Genomic DNA, 19,592 nt, shown 5'->3' on the forward strand with positions numbered 1-19,592 from the left:
ATTACAACTCCCTGTTCGATGTTGGTTGCGTCACCTGCCAGTATTCTCCCAGCCGGTGATTATTCGTCTCCACCTCCTTCAGCCGCTCGCGCGCTTCGGGACCGGAACGGCGGATAACCATTCCCATCAGTGATTCAAGAAGCACCAAGGTTGCGATGTATGAGGAGAAGAATTGCGGACTGTCCGTCGGGACAATGAAATAGTGGGATGCGAAACGAAATGCGGGACAGGAGATTGAATCGGAAATGACGACGACAAATGCACCCGATTCATGGGCAATCTGCGCGGCGTCAACCGAGCGTTTCGCATAAGGGTTCTTCATAATGACCAGCACGGCATCGGTGCTGGACAGCCCGGTAAGCGCGGTTGCCAGCGCCACGCCGTTCTGGCCCACCACATGCCAGTGGGAAAAGGCCAGATTTGCAAGATAACCGAAATACTGTGCAAAACCGACCGATGCCAGCGATCCGGCCAGGAATACGCGTTGTGACGCGACCAGCCGGTCTGCGACGGTGCGCAAACGCGCAATATCGAGCTCATTGGCGAATTGGTCGATATTGCGGATCGCAGACGCCGATTGTCGAAGCGCAAACGGTGTGTGCTGCTCCTCGTCGGCATCTTCTTCGCCTTCTGACTGCAGAAGGCCCGCTTTTTCGGCGAAGCTGATGCTGCGATATTTGATTTCGTTGCGGCACAATTCCCGCATTTCTTCGTAGGAGCCAAGTCCGAGAGCCCGGGCAAGGCGTGAGAATGTTGGCGGGTTCAGATTGCTGCTCGCGGCAATGGCGCGCAGCGACCGGCTTGCGACGTCGTCGTGGTGACCGACGACATGGTCTGCCGCAATCTTCAGCTGTGGACTCAAGGCGTCATAGTGAAGCGCGATCAAGTCATTGATCGATGGACGGCTCTCCAACCCTAACCTCCGCCGGTTGTCCGGTTCTGAAACAGACTGTTTCAAACAAATCCGACTTTGTCAATCAATGAAACATTTGTATCATAAAATCTTGGGGGTTTGCGTGTAACGGTCGGGCAATTGACGGGGCGGAACCACAAACTTTCGGGTCGCTCCTCGATTGCAAGACGCTCCACTTTCGGCACAATGGTGCGATGCACAGACGTTATTTTGGCCGCAAGCGCGAATGGAAGCCGGACAATCTGCAGTCCGAATTGATGAAGGTGGGTGTTCCGCCCTATCTTTCAGGGTCACAGGTTGTGCACACAATGTGCCGGGCAAATCGGATCGTGGCGAAGGCCATCGGAATGCCTTGGGTGCAGTTGAAGAAGGAAGCAGACATCGAACCTCATGAAGCGAAAAACGGTGCGCGATGAATTCGGGCAATGTGAGGGCGACAACAAAAGAAGAATTGAAGCAGGTGCTTCGTGCCCTTGCCGATCCGCAGGCGTCTGCGCCGCCCACTGAAACATGCCTGAATATAGCCCCTCAGGATCTCTTCGACGCGGTTCGACATCACGGGATTGAGCCCGCGGCCTTGCCAAAGCTGCTCGAAGCGCTGCCTCAGGAGCCGCCTTATGTCGCGCTGATCGACGGCGTGCGTGAAAGACAGTTTCTTGCCAATGCGAAATGCCTGAACCTTGAGGCTCACGCAAAGCGGATCATGCTGGCTATTGAAGGCGCAGGTCTTCAGGCCAAGATCGTCAAGGGGCCCGTATTCACCAGTGCACTTTACGAAAAAGCGTCGGACCGGCCCTTCACGGATATCGATATCCTCGCACACCCCTCAGCGGTGCGCGCAATCGCGCCGCTGCTCAAGGACGCCGGATTTTTTCACTCCAGGCGATGGATCTGGGACAAATCCCGCAGCCATATGGAGCAGAAATGGGTGTTGCTCGAAGATCCCGCCATTGTCATCGAGTTGCACGGCAATCTGGTTCACAACGCCGGTCTTAGGCGGCACATTTCATTTGGTTTCGATGAATACATGACCGTTGCCGGCGGTGGTGACTTTCCAGCTGCAGCGCATTTCATGACAGCCGTCATTCATGCTTCGGCCAGTCACAAGTTCAACCGGCTGCAGTTGCTGGTTGATGTTTTACAGGCCGTGCGGCGGCTTGAAGACCGGGACGTTGAACATCTGGATCAGGTGCTGGATCAACTGGGTGCGCGACTGGAGGCGCTTGTCTGCCTCGATCTGGTCGATGCCCTTTTTGATAACTTCACAGCAACACAGGCTCAGGAAAAGCTGTCCGGTCGCCGCGACTACCGCCGGTGCCGCCGCCTTGTTACAGCCGATGCGGTGTTTGATACGTGGAATGATCGTGGCCATCGCTCCAGCATGCGCCGTAACACCTTCCGCTTGGCTCAGCATGTGGTGCCGCGTAGCTGATCCTCATCTGCCGGGATACGCTTGCGATGTCACAAAAATGACAATGCTTGCCAAATACTGAAACGTTTGTATCATCCGCGCGCTGGAGTCCGCGCCCTGAGTTGTCCGGCCCGCAGCCCGATTTGAGGCTGCCCGTTAATTGCGGTTTTGAAGAAGGACAGTCACGTGGAAAAACTCGCCCGCATCATGGTTGCGCCAAACGGCGCGCGCAGAACCAAAGCCGATCATCCGGCGCTGCCGGTCACGATCGCCGAAACGGTTGAAGCGGCAAGACAATGCTTTGAGGCCGGTGCAACGGCGATCCACGCCCATGTGCGCGATCAGAACGGCGAACATGTTCTCGACGCAGGGCTCTACCGGGAACTTGTGGCGCAACTTGCCGTGAGTGTGCCCGATATGGCCGTTCAGATAACAACGGAGGCGGTCGGCCGCTATAAACCCGACGCCCAGAGGCAGGTGGTGCGGGACGTCATGCCGAGAGCCGTATCCGTCGCGCTGCGCGAAATGTTGCCGGATGACGGTGAACGGCAGGCGGCGCGGGACTTTTATCATTGGGCCCATGAAGCCGATATTGCTGTTCAGCACATTCTTTATGAAGCCGACGAGGTAGCAACCCTGTTTGAACATGTCGGCAAGGGTGACATTCCGGCAGGAAACCTGCAGCTTTTGTTTGTGCTCGGGCGTTACGCCAAGGATCAGCAGAGCGATGTCTCGGACATGGATCCGTTCCTGAGCGCGTTATCGCTTCAGGAAAATGTAACGGAGGATCTGCAGTGGGGGCTCTGCGCCTTTGGCCGCAACGAAACCGATTGCCTTACTGAGGCCATAAGACGTGGCGGCAATGCGCGCATCGGATTTGAAAACAGCTTTTGGAACCGCGACGGGCTGATCGCGGCGGACAATGCCGAACGGGTGCGGGAACTGGTGCGGGTGCTGACGTGAGTTGGATGAGCTAAAAAGAATTGGAATTTTACGAGTACACGTTAAAAGCGACTCCCCAATTGCAAACAACCAGATTAGCATACCTATTTCTTATTGGAGGTAGGCTATGGCATTAACATCTGAACCTGCGATCGGACTGGCGGTTATGCAAGTTCTTGCAAACGAACCAAAAGGCGAGGCGACTGTTCGCACGCTTGTTAAAAAAGTTCCCAATTATGTGAAACTAACGAATGGAGACCGAGAGCCATCTCCAACTAGACCTGGTGAGGAGGTCTGGGAACAGCGCGTCAGAAATCTCAAGTCTCACCATGAGGCTGAAGGCAATGTCATCGCTGAAGGATTTGTTGAACATATTGGTTGGGGTCGCTACCGTCTCACGGAAGCCGGACACAGGCACTTAGTTCATAAAGGTCTAGTTCAAGAATAGCTAGATTTGTAGCCAGGTTTGAACCATTTAAGTTCTGTATTTCCTGGCGCGTCTTTGTCCCACACAAACCATGCATAGGCGGTTGTTCCAGAGCCCTTGCGCTCAGCTCCGGCTGGGTAAAACGTAATCCGCTCACTGAAAACCCAAACGCGACTAGGGGGATATTCTGAAAAGATGGTGCGCGCTCTGTTGGCACCTTCTAGAAATGCAAGACGAAGAAGGAGCGCAAATTTCTTTTGAGTGTTTGCAATGCCGGACGAAACGAAGCCTTCAGCACAATTGTAGGGTGGGTTAGTTACAATGTTGTCGCATTGCCGCTTAGTCGTTAAAAAATCAACACCGCTTTCACCAAAGCCTCGATCATATAGGTCGGAACTAATAACGTTGTACCCTACTTCTTCAAACACTTCGGACATGGCGCCATCGCCGCACGCACATTCCCAAATTTCTCCTTCAAAGCGTTCGTTGTCGGCAAGCGCAAATGTGGCCCACGCAGGGGTAGGAAAGTAGTCCGGTCCATTCAGATCGGCGTGGCGCTTCAGAGTTGGCTTAAAGCCACCGTTTAGATTGTAGGTGAGGTCAGCCATTACGAATCTCCCTTTGTAGAAAACAGTAACAGAATCATATGGTTAAAATATTGTTAATCGGGCCGTCATCTGATGCACTCTACCGGTATCTCTAGTCGGTACAATTGATTGCTTACATTTGGAGGGATTTGGGGATAAGGAAACTCATGAGAGGCTAAACCCGCCAGAGCGCCGAACCGCCGGTCATGCCGGCGCCTGCAGCGGAAAAGAGCAGCATTTCGCCCTCTTGCAACGGTGTGATCCGATGCGACAGCGACAGGGTAAGTGGAATGGTTGCCGCCGAGCTGTTGCCGTATTCGCCGATCGACGACTGGATCCTGTCGACAGGCATATCGATGGCATGGGCCACTGCGTCGAACATGCGCCGGTTGGCCTGGTGCGGCACAAAGCGGTCGACATCCTTTGCGCTGATGCCGGCCCGTTCGAGCACCGTTGCGGCGCTGTCCGCCATCATGTGCACGGCGTGTGAGAAAACCCGCTTGCCGTTTTCGATCTGCATTTTAAGCAAAGCAGGGTCCGCTGCCGGATCGAAGGGAAAGCGGGTGCCGCCCATGGGGATTTTAATCAGGTCGTAGCCCGCACCGTCCGAGCATAGTTCAAGAGACTGAAGTCCACTATCACCTTGCTCCTGCGGCGTCAGCACAATAGCGCCGGCCGCATCGGCAAAGAGCACCGCGCTGGCGCGCTCATCCGGGTTGATGCGGCGGCTGAGAATATTGGCGGCAACCACCAGTGCCGGCTTTTTCTGCAGCCGGACGAAACTGTCGGCAAAGCTCAGCGCGTAAAGGAAACCGCCACAGGCACCGGTGATATCGACGGCACCCGGAGTTGCGAGCCCCAGCCGGTGCGCAAGCGGCGGCGCAGACGGCGGCAAAAGGTGATCGGGCGTGCTGGTTGCAAGCAGCAGCAGGCCGATGTCAGAAGGCTCCAATCCGCTTCCGCGCAACGCCATTTCAGCCGCGGGCAGGGCGATATCGGTCAGCGCTTCGTTGTCGTTCGCATAGCGCCGGTTATAAATGCCCGATCGCCGTGCGATCCAGCCGTCCTCCAGCCCGAAGCGCGCTTCGATTTCGGCGTTGGGCACGACTCGTTCCGGAGCATGGTGCCCCAGTCCCGCAATGCGTACGGCGGCATTCATCAGGCAAAGGCCTCCGCCGCGTCGGTGATGGCACCGTAAACGTTGTCGAGATCGGCCTGCGTCGTGCAGTAGGGCGGCAGCACGTAGATCGTGTTGCCGAGCGGCCTAAGCAGCAGGTTGCGTTCCTGGAAGAAGGCATAGAGTTTCGGGCCGACGTTGGAAAGATAGCCCTCGTCGCGCACTTTCAGGTCCATTGCAGTGATGGTTCCGCACTGGCGGGTATTTTCAAACCGTTCATCGTCGCCGATGCGGACCAGCCATTCGTGCTGCATGCCGGCAAGGCCGGCAATCCTGTCGAGCACCGGTTCATCCCGCCAGATCTCCAGATTGGCGACCGCCGCAGCGCAGGCGATCGGGTTGGCCGTGTAGGAGCTGGAATGGAAAAACGTCTTTGAGCGGTCGGTCGAATAATGCGCCTGGAAGATCTCCGAGCGGCAAAGCGTGACAGCGAGCGGTAGCGAACCACCGGTGATACCTTTCGAATAGCAGGCGATATCCGGCTCGATACCGGCGATCTCGCAGGCAAACATCGACCCGGTGCGGCCCCAGCCGGTCATGACCTCGTCGGCGATGAAAAGCACGTCATGCGCCTCGCACACGGCCTTCATCTGGCCGAGTGTGTCCGGGGAATACATCAGCATGCCGCCGGCACCGAGCACCAGCGGCTCGACAATGAAGGCGGCAACATCGCCGGCTTTGCAGGCTTTTTCCAGCGCCGCGAGCGTTGCGTCGTCGTCGTTCGGCGCCGGGAAGGGGATGGAGGTGACGTCGAACATCAACGGCTCGTAGGCGGCATTATAGACGCCGCGCTCGCCCACCGACATGGTGCCGATCGTGTCGCCGTGATAGCCGTTTTCCAACACAATGATACGTGTGCGGTCCTTATTTCCGATGTTTTGCCAGTAGCCGAGAGCCATTTTGAGAGCGACCTCGACCGAGGTTGAGCCGCTGTCGGAGAAAAACACATGATTGAGTGTCGACGGCGTCAGTTCCAGGAGCCGTTCGGCAAGCTGCTCGGCGGGATCGTGCGTGTGACCTGCAAAGATCACCTGATCGAGCCTGCCCGCCTGTTCCTTGATTGCGTTGATGATCTTCGGATGGCAATGGCCATGGGTGACAACCCACCAGCTTGAAACCCCGTCAAAGATCCGGCGTCCGTCCTTTGTCGTCAGATAAGCCCCTTCGCCGCCGGTGATGTGCACCATATCGGGCAATACGGCATGCTGGGTGAAGGGATGCCAGATCGGGAAATTCTTGCTGCTGTTCATCGGCTCACCTGTCTCGCTGCGGCATTTTCAAACGCGGAAATCATCAATGTCGAACGACTGCGCAAATGCCTCATGCAGTGTCTCTGGTGTCAGCGGGTCGAGGACGGGCAACCGTCCGAGCTGGCGGACATTACCCATTTCGGCAATTGTGGTCTGGGTATCGGCAATCTCCTCGCCGACAAAGGCCATGCCGACAATATGGAGGTCACGCTTTCTCAGCGCCTCGATGGACAAGAGCGCATGATTGATTGCACCCAGCGCCGTGCGTCCGACAAGCACGACCGGCAGTCTCCAAGACGCAATGGCGTCGGCAAAGAGCAACTCGCGGGTCAGTGGCACGAGAAGGCCGCCCGCAGCCTCGATGACCAGAGGTCCGTCTGTTGCGGGCGGTTCAAGCCGCGCCGGATCGATGCTCACCTCGTCGATCTCGGCGGAGCGGTGCGGCGAAAGCGGGCTTTTCAGCCGGTAGGCCTCAGGCAGGACCCTGTCATCAGGCAATCCCGCCAGGCTTTGCACCGTCTGCGAATCCGTTCCGCCTTCGAGACCCGCCTGGACCGGCTTCCAGTAGGTTGCGCCGAGCGCCGCGGTGAGACCGGCGGCAAAGACGGTCTTGCCTACATCCGTATCCGTTCCGACGACGACGAGGCGGCTCATTGTCTCAACCCATCCAGCTCTTCACCAAGTGCCGATAACATTGCGGCAACCGATGTTTGATCCGTATTCAGCGTTATGGATATTCTGAGGCGCGACGTGCCCTCCGGCACGGTCGGCGGGCGGATGCCGCGAATGTCGAAGCCACGCGCTTGCAATGCCCCGGCGCAATTCATCGTCGCATCCGCATTGCCGATGATGACGGGCTGTATCTGCGAGCCCGAGACTTCAAGCCCGAGGCCGGCCAGGCCTTCGGCCAATTGGGACACCATTGCCAGGAGGCGCGTACGGCGCTCAGGCTCATCGTGAAGAATGCGCAGGGATTCGCGCACCGCCGTTGCCATCAGCGGCGAAGGAGCGGTCGCAAAGATGAAGGGCCTCGAGCGGTTGACGAGATAGTCTGCCAGAACCTTCGAAAGACACACCAGCGCGCCGGATGCGCCCAGCGCCTTGCCGCAGGTGTGCAGGATGATGACGTTGTCGCGTCCCTCATAGTCGGCTGCAACGCCGCGCCCGTTTTCACCGAAGACCCCGGTCGCATGCGCTTCGTCGACAAGAACAAAGCCGTCATGACGATCTGCGACCTCCAGGAGGTCGGCGAGCGGTGCGCGGTCGCCATCCATGCTGTAAAGGCTTTCAACGGCAATCCACGGCCGGCCCTGTCCGCCGGCATTGCGCCATGCGATGATCGCGTCCTCGAAGGACTGCGCATCATTATGTTTTGCTGTTGCAACTGTGGCTCGGGTTGCACCTGCGCCGTCACGGGAGCTGGCGTGAACGAGCGCGTCGAGGATAACAAGATCAGTCTTTTGCGGAAGGCAGGCGAGCAGCGCGTAGTTGGCCATGAAGCCGCTGCCGAAATAAAGCGCGGCTTCAGCGCCGAAGAACCGCGCCGCCTCCTCCTCCAGCATTTCGTGTTCGGGATCATTGCCGCGTAGCAGCCGCGAGCCGCCGGCGCCGATCGGCACACCGCGTTCGACGGCTGCATTCAATGCACCTGCCAGGCGCGGATCATTGGCAAGGCCGAGATAATCGTTGGAAGAAAAATCAACGCCGCTGGTTTGCGACAGGCCGCGCAGGCGGCCCCGCCGGGCGAGCCGCCGCAGGGATGTTTCGTAGCGCGTCAGGTGGCCGGCACTGTCATTCCGCTGCAACATGGGTTGCGATTTCCTCCTGCGCCTCCAGTTCTTCCGGCTGCAGGCCAAGCTTGCGGAACAGCACCGCGTCCACGTCGTCTTCCGGATTGTCGGTTGTCAGAAGCGTGTCGCCGGCAAAGATGGAATTGGCGCCGGCCAGGAAGCACAGCGCCTGGGTTTCGTCTGACATTTCCGTGCGGCCTGCCGAAAGGCGGACATAGCTTGTCGGCATCATGATGCGGGCAAGCGCAATGGTGCGCACGAAGTCCAGCGGATCGATCGGCTCGGCCTCTGCAAGTGGCGTTCCCTCGATCGGGATGAGCATGTTGATCGGGACGCTTTCGGGCGGCTCGGGAAGGTTCGCCAGCGTGATCAGCATATCGATGCGGTCCTGCGCTTCCTCGCCCATGCCCAAAATTCCGCCGGAGCAGATCTTCATGCCCGCATCGCGCACATTGGCGAGCGTGTCGAGCCGGTCAGCATAGGTGCGGGTGGTGATGATCTCGCTGTAGTGGCGCTCGGAGGTATCGACATTGTGATTGTAGTAGTCGAGCCCGGCGCCTTTGAGCTCCAGCGCCTGCTCGGGCGTCAGCATGCCAAGTGTCATGCAGGTTTCCATGCCCATCGCCTTGACACCCTCGATCATGGCCGTCAGCGCAGGCATGTCGCGTGGTTTCGGATTGCGCCACGCGGCGCCCATGCAGTAGCGCGTCGATCCGGCTTCCTTGGCGCGCCGCGCTTCGGCCAGTACCCGCTCCACTTCGATCAGCTTGGAGGCCGAAAGGCCGGTGTTGTGATGGGCCGACTGGCTGCAATAGCCGCAATCTTCCGGGCAGCCACCCGTCTTGATGCTCAAAAGCTGGCTTTTTTGAACGCGATTGGGATCGAAATGCTCCCGATGTACGCTCTGGGCTTTGAAAATCAGGTCGTTGAAGGGCAGATCGTAGATCGCTTGCGCTTCGTCGCGCGTCCAGGCTTTTGCGGCAGTGCTATTCATTCTTCACAATCACTTCGTTTCAAAAGGTGCCCCCGTTTAGCACCCGGTCCTGAAAGGCGCAAATGCTATCGGGGGCTTCTTTCGTCTGATGCCGGGATCACATTGAAAGGATCTCCCGCACGGCATTCAGCGTCCGCGCCCGGTCCGCTCGCGCGGCCAGCGCACCGTGCATATCCGTCTTCACGAAGCGGGTCTGCGTGTGCGGTTGAAGCTGCCCGATCAGGTCCATATCGGCTGATATGACCGTGCCGATCATGAAATAGCCGCCGCCGGAAACCGCGTCCCGGTGAAGGACAATCGGTTCCGTGCCCCCCGGCACCTGGATCGATCCGTAGGGATAGCAGGCATCGGTAATGTTGGACGGGTCTGAGCCGGCTCCGAAAGGCGGCTCGCGGTCGATGAACTCCAGCGGCGTTCCGCCCTGGAAACGGTAGCCCATGCGGTCGGCCTCGCCCGCGACTTTCCATGATTCGGCGAAAAAGCGTTCGCCGGAGTCTTCGGTGATGCGGTGCCAGTAGAGCCCCGGCAGGACACGCAGTTCGGCGGGATTGCCAGGCGAAATGCGCAGCTCTTTGGGAACGGTCTTGCCCTCATTGCCTGCCGTTGCCACGCCAAGCGGAAGCACGTCGCCCGCCTGCAGAGCCCGCCCGTCAACGCCGCCGAGCGCGCCGATGGCATAAGTCGAGCGGCTGCCGAGCGCCTTCGGCGTGTCTATGCCGCCAGAAATGGCGATATAGGCGCGTGCGCCCGCGCGCAGATAATCGAAGGAGAGTATCTGGCCGGCCTTCACCTTGAAGGAAGCCCAGCATTCCATAGGCGTTCCGTCGAGCTTGGGAGGCAGCTCTGCGCCGGTGACGGCGACGGTGGCCTCGCCGGTAAACTCCAGTTCAGGTCCGGTGAATACCGCCTCGAGACCCGCTGCGTTTTCGTCATTGCCGACAAGCAGATTGGCGCAGCGCAACGCCATGCGGTCCATTGCGCCGCCGATCGGAATGCCAAGATGGTAGTAGCCCGGACGTCCCATGTCCTGGATCGTGGTCAAAAGACCCGGTGAAAGAACATTAACAGCCATTGAGAGCCTCCAGCAGTTTGGCGTTTGTGCCGTCAATGTCGCGATTGAATTCCTCTAGCGAAAAGGTGACTTCCTTCATGCGCGGCATGAACCGTCCCGCCTCGACATCGGCGACAGCCTGGTCGTATTCCTCGCGGCCGATGGGCTTCCACTTGACGATGTCGCCGGGTTTGAAGAACACCATGAAGTCCTTCAGATAGGTAACCTCCTGCGCCGGATCGTAGATCGGCATCGGCGTGATGCCGAACATCTGGTAGCCGCCGGCGCCACGCACCGAATAGATGCAGGAAAAGCAGCCGCCATAGCCCACCGTCAGTTTCGGCGTGTCGGTGCGCGGCCGCAGGTACTTAGGCACCTGGATCTGCCTCGGCCGGTCGACCATCTGATAAAGAAACGGCAGTCCGGCAACGAACCCGACCATGGAAACGAACCAGGGCGAACCCGAATGGGCCTCGATGAATTCGTCCACTGTCGAAAAGCCGTTGATTTCGGCGGCGTATTCAATGTCGGTTGAATCGGGATCCTGATGACGCTCGCGAAACCGCATCAGCGTCTCGTTGGTCCAAGGATCCTGATAGTAGACCGGTATCTCGATGATGCGGGTCTCCAAAATCGCGTCAGCATGTTCGGCGGTTTCCTCGATGCGCTTCAATTCGGCCATCAGGTCGTCGGGGTGCACAATGTCCGGATCGAATTTGATCTGAAATGACGCATTGGCCGGGCATATTTCCGTTACGCCCTTGATGGCCGCGTCGCGCACGGCGTTGGTGATCGAAAGGCTCTTGAAAAAGGCCTCCAGCGACATGTCCTCGCTGACCTCCACGAAGATGTGCTCGTCGCCGCCGAATGAATATCGCGATGTCATGCCGCAATGCCTCCCTGGTTTTGCGCCAGACCGGCGCTGTTGTTTTCGAGCCAAGGCTCCAGCCATCCCGTATGGAACGCGCCGCTTTGCACATGCTCGTCTTCGGCGAGCGCCAGAAACAGCGGTGCCGTGGTTTTCAGCCCGTCGATACGAAACTCAGAAACGGCGCTTTTAAGTCGTTTGATTGCCTGTTCTCGGGTCGCCCCCCGGACGATCAGCTTTCCAAGAAGCGAGTCGTAGAAGGGCGGTATCTGATAACCCGGATAAAGCATGTGATCGAAGCGCACGCCGGGGCCTCCCGGAAAGCGAAAATCGCCGACGAGGCCCGGGAAGGGCATGAAATTATTTGCCGGATCCTCGGCGTTGATCCTCACTTCGATAGCATGGCCGTTGATAGCCAGGTCCGCCTGGCTGACGGAGAGCGCAGCGCCGCCGGCAATGCGGATCATTTCGGCCACAAGGTCCGTGCCGGTGATCTCTTCGGTTACCGGGTGCTCCACCTGGATGCGGGTATTCATCTCGATGAAATAGAACTCGCCCGATGCGTCGTCGAAGAGATATTCGATGGTACCGGCTCCGCGATAGCCGACGGATTTTGCAAGCCGTACCGCCGATGCGCACAACGCCTCGCGCGTTTCCGGGTTGAGGGCTGGCGATGGCGCTTCCTCCCAGACTTTCTGCCGCCGCCGCTGCAGCGAGCACTCACGCTCGAAGCAGTGAATGACATTTTCGCCGTCTCCGAGGATCTGCACTTCGATGTGCCGTGCCCGCTCGATGACCTTCTCAAGATAAAGCCCGCCGTCTCCAAACGCTGCGCTTGCCTCCGATGCCGCCTGCGGCGCAAGCTTGTCCAGCTCATCGCCATTACAGGCAATACGTATGCCGCGCCCGCCGCCGCCGGCGGTCGCCTTGATCATCACCGGATAGCCGATTTTGTCGGCCAGCTGCCGGGCATCGCCCGCATCCGCCAGCAGACCATCGCTGCCGGGCACAGTCGGAACGCCCGCTTCCTGCGCAGCCTGCCTGGCTGCGGCCTTGTCACCCATCCGGCGGATCGTGTCGCCACGCGGCCCGACAAAGGCCATGCCCGCTGCCTCCACTGCATCGGCAAAATCGGCGTTTTCGGCCAGAAACCCGTAGCCGGGGTGAATGGCGTCTGCCCTCGTTTTGCGTGCTGCGTCCAAAATGGCTTCAACGTTGAGATAGGATTTGGCAGCAGCCGGCGGTCCGATCTCGACTGCCTCGTCGGCAATCTCAACGGCAAGAGAATCCTTGTCGGCGGTGCTGTGAACCTGGACGGTTTCAATGCCGAGTTCACGGGCGGCCCGGATGATCCGGACGGCAATTTCCCCGCGATTGGCGATCAGGAGTTTGGAAATAGGCATGATCGATCTCGCTCTAGTTCTCGATTTCGGCCAGCACCTGGCCCGGTGCAACCGGCTCTTCATTGTCGACAAGGAAATTGACCAGCGTGCCGTCGTGCTCGGAGGTGATTTCGTGAAACGATTTCATCACCTCGACGAGCCCGATCACGTCGCCCCTGGCGACACTGTCTCCGGGCGCCTTGAATTCCGGCTGGTCCGGTGCCGGCTTGCGGTAGAATGTGCCGGGGAGCGGGGATCGGATTTCCTGTTTTGCCATTTTTGTCTCCGTTTGTGTTTTTGCGTCGCCGGCTAGGCGGCCAGATAGGGTTCGAGTGCCACGCGGATGGACCGCGCGACGTCGGCCGCATTGGGCGTGTCGGAATGGACGCAGATCGTCTGGGCGCGAACCGGGACATCGGTTCCGCCGACACTGCGCACCAGCCCCTCGCTGACGGCACGGACCGACTTTTGCGCCGCCAGTTGAGGATCGACGGCCTCGTGCTTGCGGGTGATCAACAGCTTACCCTGATCGTCATAGTCGAGATCTGAAAAGAACTCTGCGTGGAACTCAAGCCCGCGCGCCGTGTAGATTTCCTCATGGAGCGTTCCTGCAAGACCGAGGACCGGGACCTTGAAATGCTCGGCTGCGTCGGCAACGGCATGGGCGATCGGTTCCTGGCTCGCGGCCATGCCGTAGAGCGCACCGTGCGGCTTCAGATGGTTGAGGGCGATGCCCGAGACGTCCAGAAATCCCTTAAGGGCGCCGATCTGGTAGATGATGATATTGACCATCTCCTCGCGCTCGATCTTCATTTCCCGCCGCCCGAACCCGGCAAGATCCGGCAGTGAGAAATGCGCGCCCACCTTGACCCCGTGCCGCCGGGCCAGCTCGATTGACTGGCGCATATGGTTGGGATCGGAACCGTGAAAGCCGCAGGCGACATTGGCCTGGGTGATGTGCGGTATGATCGCTTCATCGTCACCCAGCCTGTAAAGGCCGAAACTTTCACCCATGTCGCAGTTGATATCGACGGACATTTAAGTCTTCTCCGCAATCTGTGTTCTAGTTCTTCAGCGATGCGACGTAGCGCAGCCTGATCTGATCGGCGATGACGGCCAGGATCAAAAGGGCGCCGAGGACGACCGTCTGCAAATAGGATTCAATGCGCGCCAGGTTCATTCCGTTCTGCACCAGGCCGATGAACAATGCACCGAGCACCACGTTTTCGACCCGTCCGACACCGCCGCGCAGGCTGACGCCGGCGATCACACAGGCGGCAATCGATTCAAGCGGCATGGATGCGCCGATATTGGCTTCGCCCGTGTCGAGCCGCGCCGTCAAAAGCATGCCGGCAACCGCCGCCAGGGCTGCGCATAAAACATAGGTCCAAAACAGCGTGGCACGCGTGTTGATGCCCGAAAGGCCCGCCGCTTTGATGTTTCCGCCGACGGCGTAAAAGTAGCGTCCGAACGGCGTCCAGTTCAAAAACAGATAGAGGCAAAGGATGATGATCGCCGCGACATAGACCGGCACGGGCACACCGAAGAGCGCGCCGAATCCGAACACGTCGCCGAAGGCCTGTGGCATGCCGTAGACCGGAACACCGCCTGTCAGATAGAGCGCTACGCCGAAGCCGACCGAGGCCATGCCAAGCGACATCATGAACGGCGAAACGTTGAACAGCGATACGCCGATACCGTTGATGACCCCGATGACCGTTCCGGCAAGAATGCCGGAGAAGCAGCCGATCATGATCGCCAGCCAGACGAGATCCGGCATCACGGCGAAGGCGCTCGCCATTGCCAGCGCGCCAACGACGGATGAGAGCGCGACGATGGTACCGACCGAAAGATCGAAACCGCCGGTCAGAAGCGCCAGCATCTGCCCGAGCGATACGATGGTGAGGTAGACCGACTGCCGCAGCACGTTCATCAGGTTGCGGCCGGTGAGGAAATTGTCCGACATCAGCGTAAAGACGATGACGGCAATGACCAGCAGGAAGGGCAGGATCCCGAGCCGGATGAACAGCCGCTTGAGCCTGTCCGATACGTTGATTGTTCCTTCGGCGCTCATGCTTGCCTCGCTCGCCATCACGCGGCCTCCCGTTCAAAAAAGTGTTTGAGGACATTTTCCTCGGTGATCTCGTCGCCGGAAAGTTCCGCCTGGATCCGGCCGCGATAGAAAACGTAGGCCCGGTTCGACAGGTTGAGGATTTCAGGCAGATCGGAAGAGATCAGAAGAATAGCCGCGCCGTTTTCACAAAGCTCGGCAATGAAACTGTAGATGGCCGCGCGCGTGCCGACATCGACGCCGACTGTCGGTTCGTCAAAGGCAATCAGATCGAATTCGCGCGTCAGGCTTCTCGCCAGCATCGCCTTCTGCTGGTTGCCGCCGGAAAAATGCTCCACCGTGCGCTCGATGCGCATCGGGGCCAGATGCAGCCGTTCGGCCAGCGCGCCGGCCATGCGCGTTTCGCCCGTTGCGCTCAAGAACAGGCCGTTTGAGACCGGCTGCGATGTCAGCGAAGTCAGGCTGATGTTTTCGCGCACCGGACGCATCATCATTAGACCGTCATTCTTGCGGTCTGACGGCAGGTACAAAAATCCGCGGTCGAGCATCCTTCGCGTCGAGAGACTGGTCACGTCGTCTTCCTTGAAATTGACGGTGCCGGATGAGATAGGCCGCGCGCCGAAACAGGCCTGGGCGAATTTCGATTTGCCCGATCCGACGAGGCCGGCAAGACCGACAATCTCGCCGCGGCGCACGGTCAATGACGCGCCGCGCACACCATTGTCGGCGGTCGCAAGGTCCCGCACGTCGAGCAAAGTCTGCTGCGGATTGAAACGGATGGTCGGGAAGACCTGGCCGACCACGCGGCCGGTCATCAGCCGCACCAGCTCATCTTCCGACGTCGTCTTTGCATCCACCGTGTCGATGTAGTGGCCGTCGCGCAAAATGGTGATGCGGTCGCCGATCTCGCGGATTTCGGACATGCGGTGCGTGATGTAAATAATACCGACACCTTGTTCCTTCAGCCGGGCAATCAGCCTGAAGAGCTGTTCGGTTTCATGCTGTGTGAGCGAAGCGGTCGGCTCATCGAGTATGAGCACGGAAAGCTCCGACCGGAATGCCTTGGCGATCTCGACCATCTGCTGTTCGGCCCTCGTCAGTCGGTCCACCGGCACATTGACCGGAAGATGAAAGTCGAGGTCCTTGAGGATTTCCGTCGCGCGCCTGTGCAGCGCGCCTTTCTGCAGAACGCCGGAACGGGTGATTTCCGCTCCTAGAAACAGGTTTTCTTCGACGCTCATCTGCGGAATCAGAGAAAATTCCTGGAACACGGCGCTGATGCCGAGCGCACGCGCCTCGTGAACCGAGGTCAGCTGCACAGGAGCGCCGTTGAATTTGAATTCGCCGCTGGTCGGCGTATTGGCGCCGGCGATCATCGAAATCAATGTTGATTTCCCTGCACCGTTTTCGCCGAACAGAATATGCACTTCTCCGGCCTTGAGCTCAAAGTCGACACCGTCGAGCGCCTTGACGCCCGGAAACTGCTTGGTGACGTTGCAGGCTTGGAGAAGGGGGTGCGCATCATTTTGATGCGCACCGTCTATTTTGATGTCTTGGGAGGACATGATCTTCGGTTTCCAGCTGTTTTCTAGTCTACCCGGAAAACAGGCTTGAAGCCGTTCGGCGCCAGCGTCGATGACGGATCGAAATCGGCAAGATTGTCTTGCGTTACGACACGCAGCGCCGGGCCGACATGCTTCTGATAGGGCTTGCCCTCCAGAATGCGCACCGCCTGATCGACGGCAATGCGGCCCTGGATGACCGGTGAATCGGTCGGGGCGGCAAGGATCTGCTTGCGCCGGATGCCCTGGTCAACGCCGGGTGTGTAGTAATAGGAGACGACTTTAACCTGGTCGGTGAGACCACGCGCCCGCAGGATCGGAATGGCGGCCTCCGCAGTCACTGCCGTGCCGACGACGTAGTTGAGGTCCGGATGCGCTTCGAGCGTGTCTTCGACGAGCTTTGCCTGCGCTTCCTTGCCGGTATCGCCGTATTTCGTTTCGACGAGATCAACGGCCGAGCCGTCGATGGCGCCGGCAAAACCGGTGTTGCCCGCCTCAACCCAGCCGGCGCCCGCCGGTCCCGGGAACCAGGCGACCTTGACTTTGTCGCTGCCGGCCGGATGTTTTTCGGCCAGGAACGCACCGGCCTTGCCGCCCATCTCGCCGAACGAGACCAGCGATTTCGCCGACAGGTCCGGCGAGGACATGCCGTTGATGACATCGATGACCGGGATGCCTTTGGCGCTGATTTCCTTGACGATGTTATTAAGCCCGTCAAAGGAAATGGCGCCGATGATGACGGCGTTGGCGCCCGCGGCAACGCAGTCCTCGATTTGTGAGATCTGGTTGTTGAGTTCGGTGTAGCCGCCGGCCTCGACGAGCTGCATCTTGACGCCGAGGCGTTCGGCCTCCTGTGCCACTCCGTAATCGACACCGAGCCAGTAGGCATCTTTCATATGCGGAAACGAGACGCAGATTTCCCACGGTTTCGATGCAGCCGGCATTGGCTGATAGTCAAGCGTCGTGCGTTCGCTTTCCATGTTGAAGGGTGGATCCCAGACCTCAACCGGATATGGATACCAGTCTCCCGCAAGGGCGACCGATGTCAGGCAGGTCGTCAGGGCTGCTGCGCCCAGAAGGGATTTAAGTTTTCGTGTCATACCAGTAGCTCCCATGCTCCTCAGGCGAATGCTTCAATTCCTTGTGCCGGCCCGGCAAATTATTCCGCGGCCCGATGGCGGCATCCGCTCCCATTGGCCATTCAAGGGTGGACGGGATCCGTGATATTGTAAAATATGATTTTAAACGGTATAAATTCTGGAAAACAGATATAGGTGTCAAACGGGAAATCCTGCGCCAATGCAACCATGCGATCACGTGAGGTGGTCATTGGAGAGATAGAAAAGTCATAATTAACAACGAATTAAACGTATCGCGACTGATGATCGTTCAGCAAATCTGTGCTTGTCATCGGCCTGTTATCGAAACGGGCATTTTCCGCATTATTTGATCTGGTTCTACACGATATCGGAATACAAGATGGAACTCTCCCTGCGACAAATCCGCTATTTCATCGCTACTGCCAATGCCGGTCAGGTCTCCCGCGCCGCCATGGACATAAATGTCTCCCAGTCTGCGGTAACGGCGGCCATCAAATCGCTTGAGGAAACCATCGGCACGCCGCTGTTCGAACGCCACTCGGGCGGTGTCAGCCTGACCTATGAGGGCAATCTGTTCCTCGACCAGGCCCGCCACATCGTCGCCACGGTGGACGAGGCGGTGCGCCTTCCGCGCCGCATCCGCGACGACGTGCGCGGTCACATCAAACTCGCCGTCAGCTACACGGTCCTGGGTTATTTTCTACCGTCCCACCTTGCACGGTTCATGCGCGGCTTCCCGAATGTCGAAGTGCATATCAGCGAGGCAGACCGGTCGGATATTGAGGAGGGGCTGATCGCGGGGACCTTCGATCTCGCCGTCATGCTGACGTCGAACATCATCAACCAGGAGGACATTTCCTACGATACGCTGCTGCGTTCGCGCCGCCGTTTGTGGGTTGATGCTCAGCACCGGTTCCTAGAGCGGCCGAGCGTGTCGCTGCAGGATATCGCGTCCGAGCCATACATCATGCTGACCGTGGACGAGGCAAGCAACACGGCACAGCGCTACTGGAACCGCAGCCCATACCGGCCGAATGTGATCTTCCGTACATCGTCGGTTGAAGCCGTGCGCTCCATGGTCGCCAACGGCATGGGCATCGCCATTCTTTCGGACATGGTCTATCGGCCCTGGTCGCTTGAGGGCAGACGGGTGGAGGTCATGCCGGTATCCGATCCGGTGCCGACGATGGATGCCGGGATAGCCTGGTCGAATTCCGCAACACCGAGCCCGGCGACACGCGCCTTTACCGATTTCATGCACCTTGCGATCGGCTCCGACCAGACATACGGCGCCGCGCGCGACTGATATTCACGCCAATGGCTGAAACCGACCTTGCGAGGATGGCGGATGAATTTTCAACAAGTGCCGGTATTTGAGCGCGCTCAGGTAAAATCGGCGCGCGTGTGCAGATCGAAAATTCACAATGCAAACAGTCCCCCGGAAGCACGTCAGTTGCCTGCGCTTCCCGAAAAAACATTCAATATTTCGCGCACTATTGGTTCGAAATCGGCTGTTTTGCCCGACAACTGCGAACGGTTGCGAAAAATTCCTGAGCCAGCACAGTAGCATCGTCAATAGCCGGTCCAGGATCGCAATCTGGCAAAGTATCGGAAAGCGATTCACAGTTTCGAATCGTGGCGATCGCTTCTTCCTCGATCCGCCGGATTTCGCCTTCCGTCAGCCAACCCTGCCAACCTATCGTCGTGACCTCGCCATAGGCCTGGCCGATGGCGCGGTGAAACAACAATAGTGCGACTTGCGGTGTCGATCTGGGTACCATCCCTGATTCCTTTATACCGTCCCCGCGAAAAGTCTCTGGCGTCCCTCAACGCAAAAAAACGAAAAACAATGAAAATCGATTATAACGCAAGAATTGCGCAAAAAAGGCATAGCCGGTAAAGTTTTCGTGATGATGTGCAGTTCGCGTGGTTTCAAACGGCGATCTGCAGCGCTGGAATGAGCGACCTGAGACATGGGTGACGTTTTGTACCGGAGACATGGGTAACACTTTTGGTTTTTGCCGGAGGTGTTGATGCCGTGGAGAAGGACATGTGTCATGGAGGAAC

The 19,592-nt window shown here is 58.6% G+C and carries 21 protein-coding genes; 5 read left to right on the forward strand and 16 right to left on the reverse strand.

The window, feature by feature from the left end; all coding sequences use genetic code 11:
- Window position 1: 1 nt before the first annotated feature.
- Window positions 2–913, reverse strand: coding sequence for a MurR/RpiR family transcriptional regulator (locus ABVT35_RS22980; protein ID WP_368469646.1), 912 nt, complete (start codon window positions 911–913; stop codon window positions 2–4).
- 194 nt (window positions 914–1,107) lie between these two features.
- Between ABVT35_RS22980 and ABVT35_RS22985 the strand changes: the two genes are divergently transcribed.
- The 4 genes from ABVT35_RS22985 to ABVT35_RS23000 all read left to right on the forward strand — a co-directional run bounded on the left by ABVT35_RS22985 (window position 1,108) and on the right by ABVT35_RS23000 (window position 3,714).
- Entirely contained in the window at window positions 1,108–1,329 is a 222-nt protein-coding gene (locus ABVT35_RS22985; protein ID WP_368469648.1) for a hypothetical protein, read from the forward strand.
- A gap of 11 nt (window positions 1,330–1,340) precedes the next feature.
- Window positions 1,341–2,345: a nucleotidyltransferase family protein gene (locus ABVT35_RS22990; protein ID WP_368469649.1), complete on the forward strand. Its 1,005-nt coding sequence runs from the start codon at window positions 1,341–1,343 to the stop codon at window positions 2,343–2,345.
- 165 nt (window positions 2,346–2,510) lie between these two features.
- Complete coding sequence (locus ABVT35_RS22995; protein ID WP_368469650.1) at window positions 2,511–3,287, forward strand: 3-keto-5-aminohexanoate cleavage protein; 777 nt, start codon at window positions 2,511–2,513, stop codon at window positions 3,285–3,287.
- A gap of 106 nt (window positions 3,288–3,393) precedes the next feature.
- Window positions 3,394–3,714, forward strand: a complete 321-nt coding sequence (locus ABVT35_RS23000; RefSeq protein ID WP_368469652.1) for a hypothetical protein — start codon at window positions 3,394–3,396, stop codon at window positions 3,712–3,714.
- On the opposite strand, the gene ABVT35_RS23005 is transcribed toward ABVT35_RS23000, so the two are convergent.
- From ABVT35_RS23005 to torT, 14 genes are all read right to left on the reverse strand, one after another.
- A complete protein-coding gene (locus ABVT35_RS23005; RefSeq protein WP_368469655.1) occupies window positions 3,705–4,301 on the reverse strand; it encodes a hypothetical protein in 597 nt (198 codons plus the stop codon). The two genes, ABVT35_RS23000 and ABVT35_RS23005, sit on opposite strands and share 10 nt — an antisense overlap.
- 154 nt (window positions 4,302–4,455) lie before the next feature.
- Window positions 4,456–5,439 (reverse strand): beta-ketoacyl-ACP synthase III, encoded by a 984-nt coding sequence (locus ABVT35_RS23010; protein ID WP_368469656.1) that lies wholly within the window; start codon window positions 5,437–5,439, stop codon window positions 4,456–4,458.
- The gene (locus tag ABVT35_RS23015) at window positions 5,439–6,707 is read right to left on the reverse strand and encodes an adenosylmethionine--8-amino-7-oxononanoate transaminase (RefSeq protein WP_368469657.1); all 1,269 of its coding nucleotides are present in this window, start codon (window positions 6,705–6,707) and stop codon (window positions 5,439–5,441) included. Before ABVT35_RS23015 ends, ABVT35_RS23010 begins: the two co-directional genes overlap by 1 nt.
- A 27-nt stretch (window positions 6,708–6,734) precedes the next feature.
- On the reverse strand, window positions 6,735–7,361 hold the full coding sequence (gene bioD, locus ABVT35_RS23020; RefSeq protein WP_368469658.1) for a dethiobiotin synthase: 627 nt from the start codon (window positions 7,359–7,361) through the stop codon (window positions 6,735–6,737).
- A complete protein-coding gene (locus tag ABVT35_RS23025) occupies window positions 7,358–8,515 on the reverse strand; it encodes an 8-amino-7-oxononanoate synthase (RefSeq protein WP_368469660.1) in 1,158 nt (385 codons plus the stop codon). Before ABVT35_RS23025 ends, bioD begins: the two co-directional genes overlap by 4 nt.
- The gene (bioB, locus tag ABVT35_RS23030; protein WP_368469662.1) at window positions 8,499–9,491 is read right to left on the reverse strand and encodes a biotin synthase BioB; all 993 of its coding nucleotides are present in this window, start codon (window positions 9,489–9,491) and stop codon (window positions 8,499–8,501) included. The genes ABVT35_RS23025 and bioB overlap by 17 nt, the downstream gene beginning before the upstream one ends.
- Before the next feature lie 97 nt (window positions 9,492–9,588).
- Window positions 9,589–10,563, reverse strand: a complete 975-nt coding sequence (locus tag ABVT35_RS23035) for a biotin-dependent carboxyltransferase family protein (RefSeq protein WP_368469664.1) — start codon at window positions 10,561–10,563, stop codon at window positions 9,589–9,591.
- Window positions 10,553–11,428: an allophanate hydrolase subunit 1 gene (locus tag ABVT35_RS23040; protein WP_368469665.1), complete on the reverse strand. Its 876-nt coding sequence runs from the start codon at window positions 11,426–11,428 to the stop codon at window positions 10,553–10,555. Before ABVT35_RS23040 ends, ABVT35_RS23035 begins: the two co-directional genes overlap by 11 nt.
- Window positions 11,425–12,813 (reverse strand): acetyl-CoA carboxylase biotin carboxylase subunit, encoded by a 1,389-nt coding sequence (locus tag ABVT35_RS23045; protein WP_368469667.1) that lies wholly within the window; start codon window positions 12,811–12,813, stop codon window positions 11,425–11,427. Before ABVT35_RS23045 ends, ABVT35_RS23040 begins: the two co-directional genes overlap by 4 nt.
- Before the next feature lie 13 nt (window positions 12,814–12,826).
- A complete protein-coding gene (locus ABVT35_RS23050) occupies window positions 12,827–13,069 on the reverse strand; it encodes an acetyl-CoA carboxylase (RefSeq protein ID WP_368469669.1) in 243 nt (80 codons plus the stop codon).
- 32 nt (window positions 13,070–13,101) lie between these two features.
- Complete coding sequence (gene pxpA / locus ABVT35_RS23055; protein WP_368469670.1) at window positions 13,102–13,830, reverse strand: 5-oxoprolinase subunit PxpA; 729 nt, start codon at window positions 13,828–13,830, stop codon at window positions 13,102–13,104.
- A 25-nt stretch (window positions 13,831–13,855) separates the two neighbouring features.
- Window positions 13,856–14,884 (reverse strand): ABC transporter permease, encoded by a 1,029-nt coding sequence (locus tag ABVT35_RS23060; protein ID WP_368469671.1) that lies wholly within the window; start codon window positions 14,882–14,884, stop codon window positions 13,856–13,858.
- Window positions 14,884–16,428 (reverse strand): sugar ABC transporter ATP-binding protein, encoded by a 1,545-nt coding sequence (locus ABVT35_RS23065; protein WP_368469673.1) that lies wholly within the window; start codon window positions 16,426–16,428, stop codon window positions 14,884–14,886. Before ABVT35_RS23065 ends, ABVT35_RS23060 begins: the two co-directional genes overlap by 1 nt.
- Before the next feature lie 23 nt (window positions 16,429–16,451).
- Window positions 16,452–17,525: a TMAO reductase system periplasmic protein TorT gene (torT, locus tag ABVT35_RS23070; protein ID WP_368469675.1), complete on the reverse strand. Its 1,074-nt coding sequence runs from the start codon at window positions 17,523–17,525 to the stop codon at window positions 16,452–16,454.
- Window positions 17,526–17,904: 379 nt separating this feature from the next.
- Between torT and ABVT35_RS23075 the strand changes: the two genes are divergently transcribed.
- Entirely contained in the window at window positions 17,905–18,831 is a 927-nt protein-coding gene (locus ABVT35_RS23075; RefSeq protein ID WP_368469677.1) for a LysR family transcriptional regulator, read from the forward strand.
- Between the two features lie 187 nt (window positions 18,832–19,018).
- Here the strand turns inward: ABVT35_RS23075 and ABVT35_RS23080 are convergent, their stop codons facing one another.
- On the reverse strand, window positions 19,019–19,306 hold the full coding sequence (locus ABVT35_RS23080; protein WP_368469679.1) for a hypothetical protein: 288 nt from the start codon (window positions 19,304–19,306) through the stop codon (window positions 19,019–19,021).
- Window positions 19,307–19,592: the final 286 nt, after the last annotated feature.

Source organism: Hoeflea sp. TYP-13 (assembly GCF_040932035.1).
Lineage (GTDB): Bacteria > Pseudomonadota > Alphaproteobacteria > Rhizobiales > Rhizobiaceae > Hoeflea_A.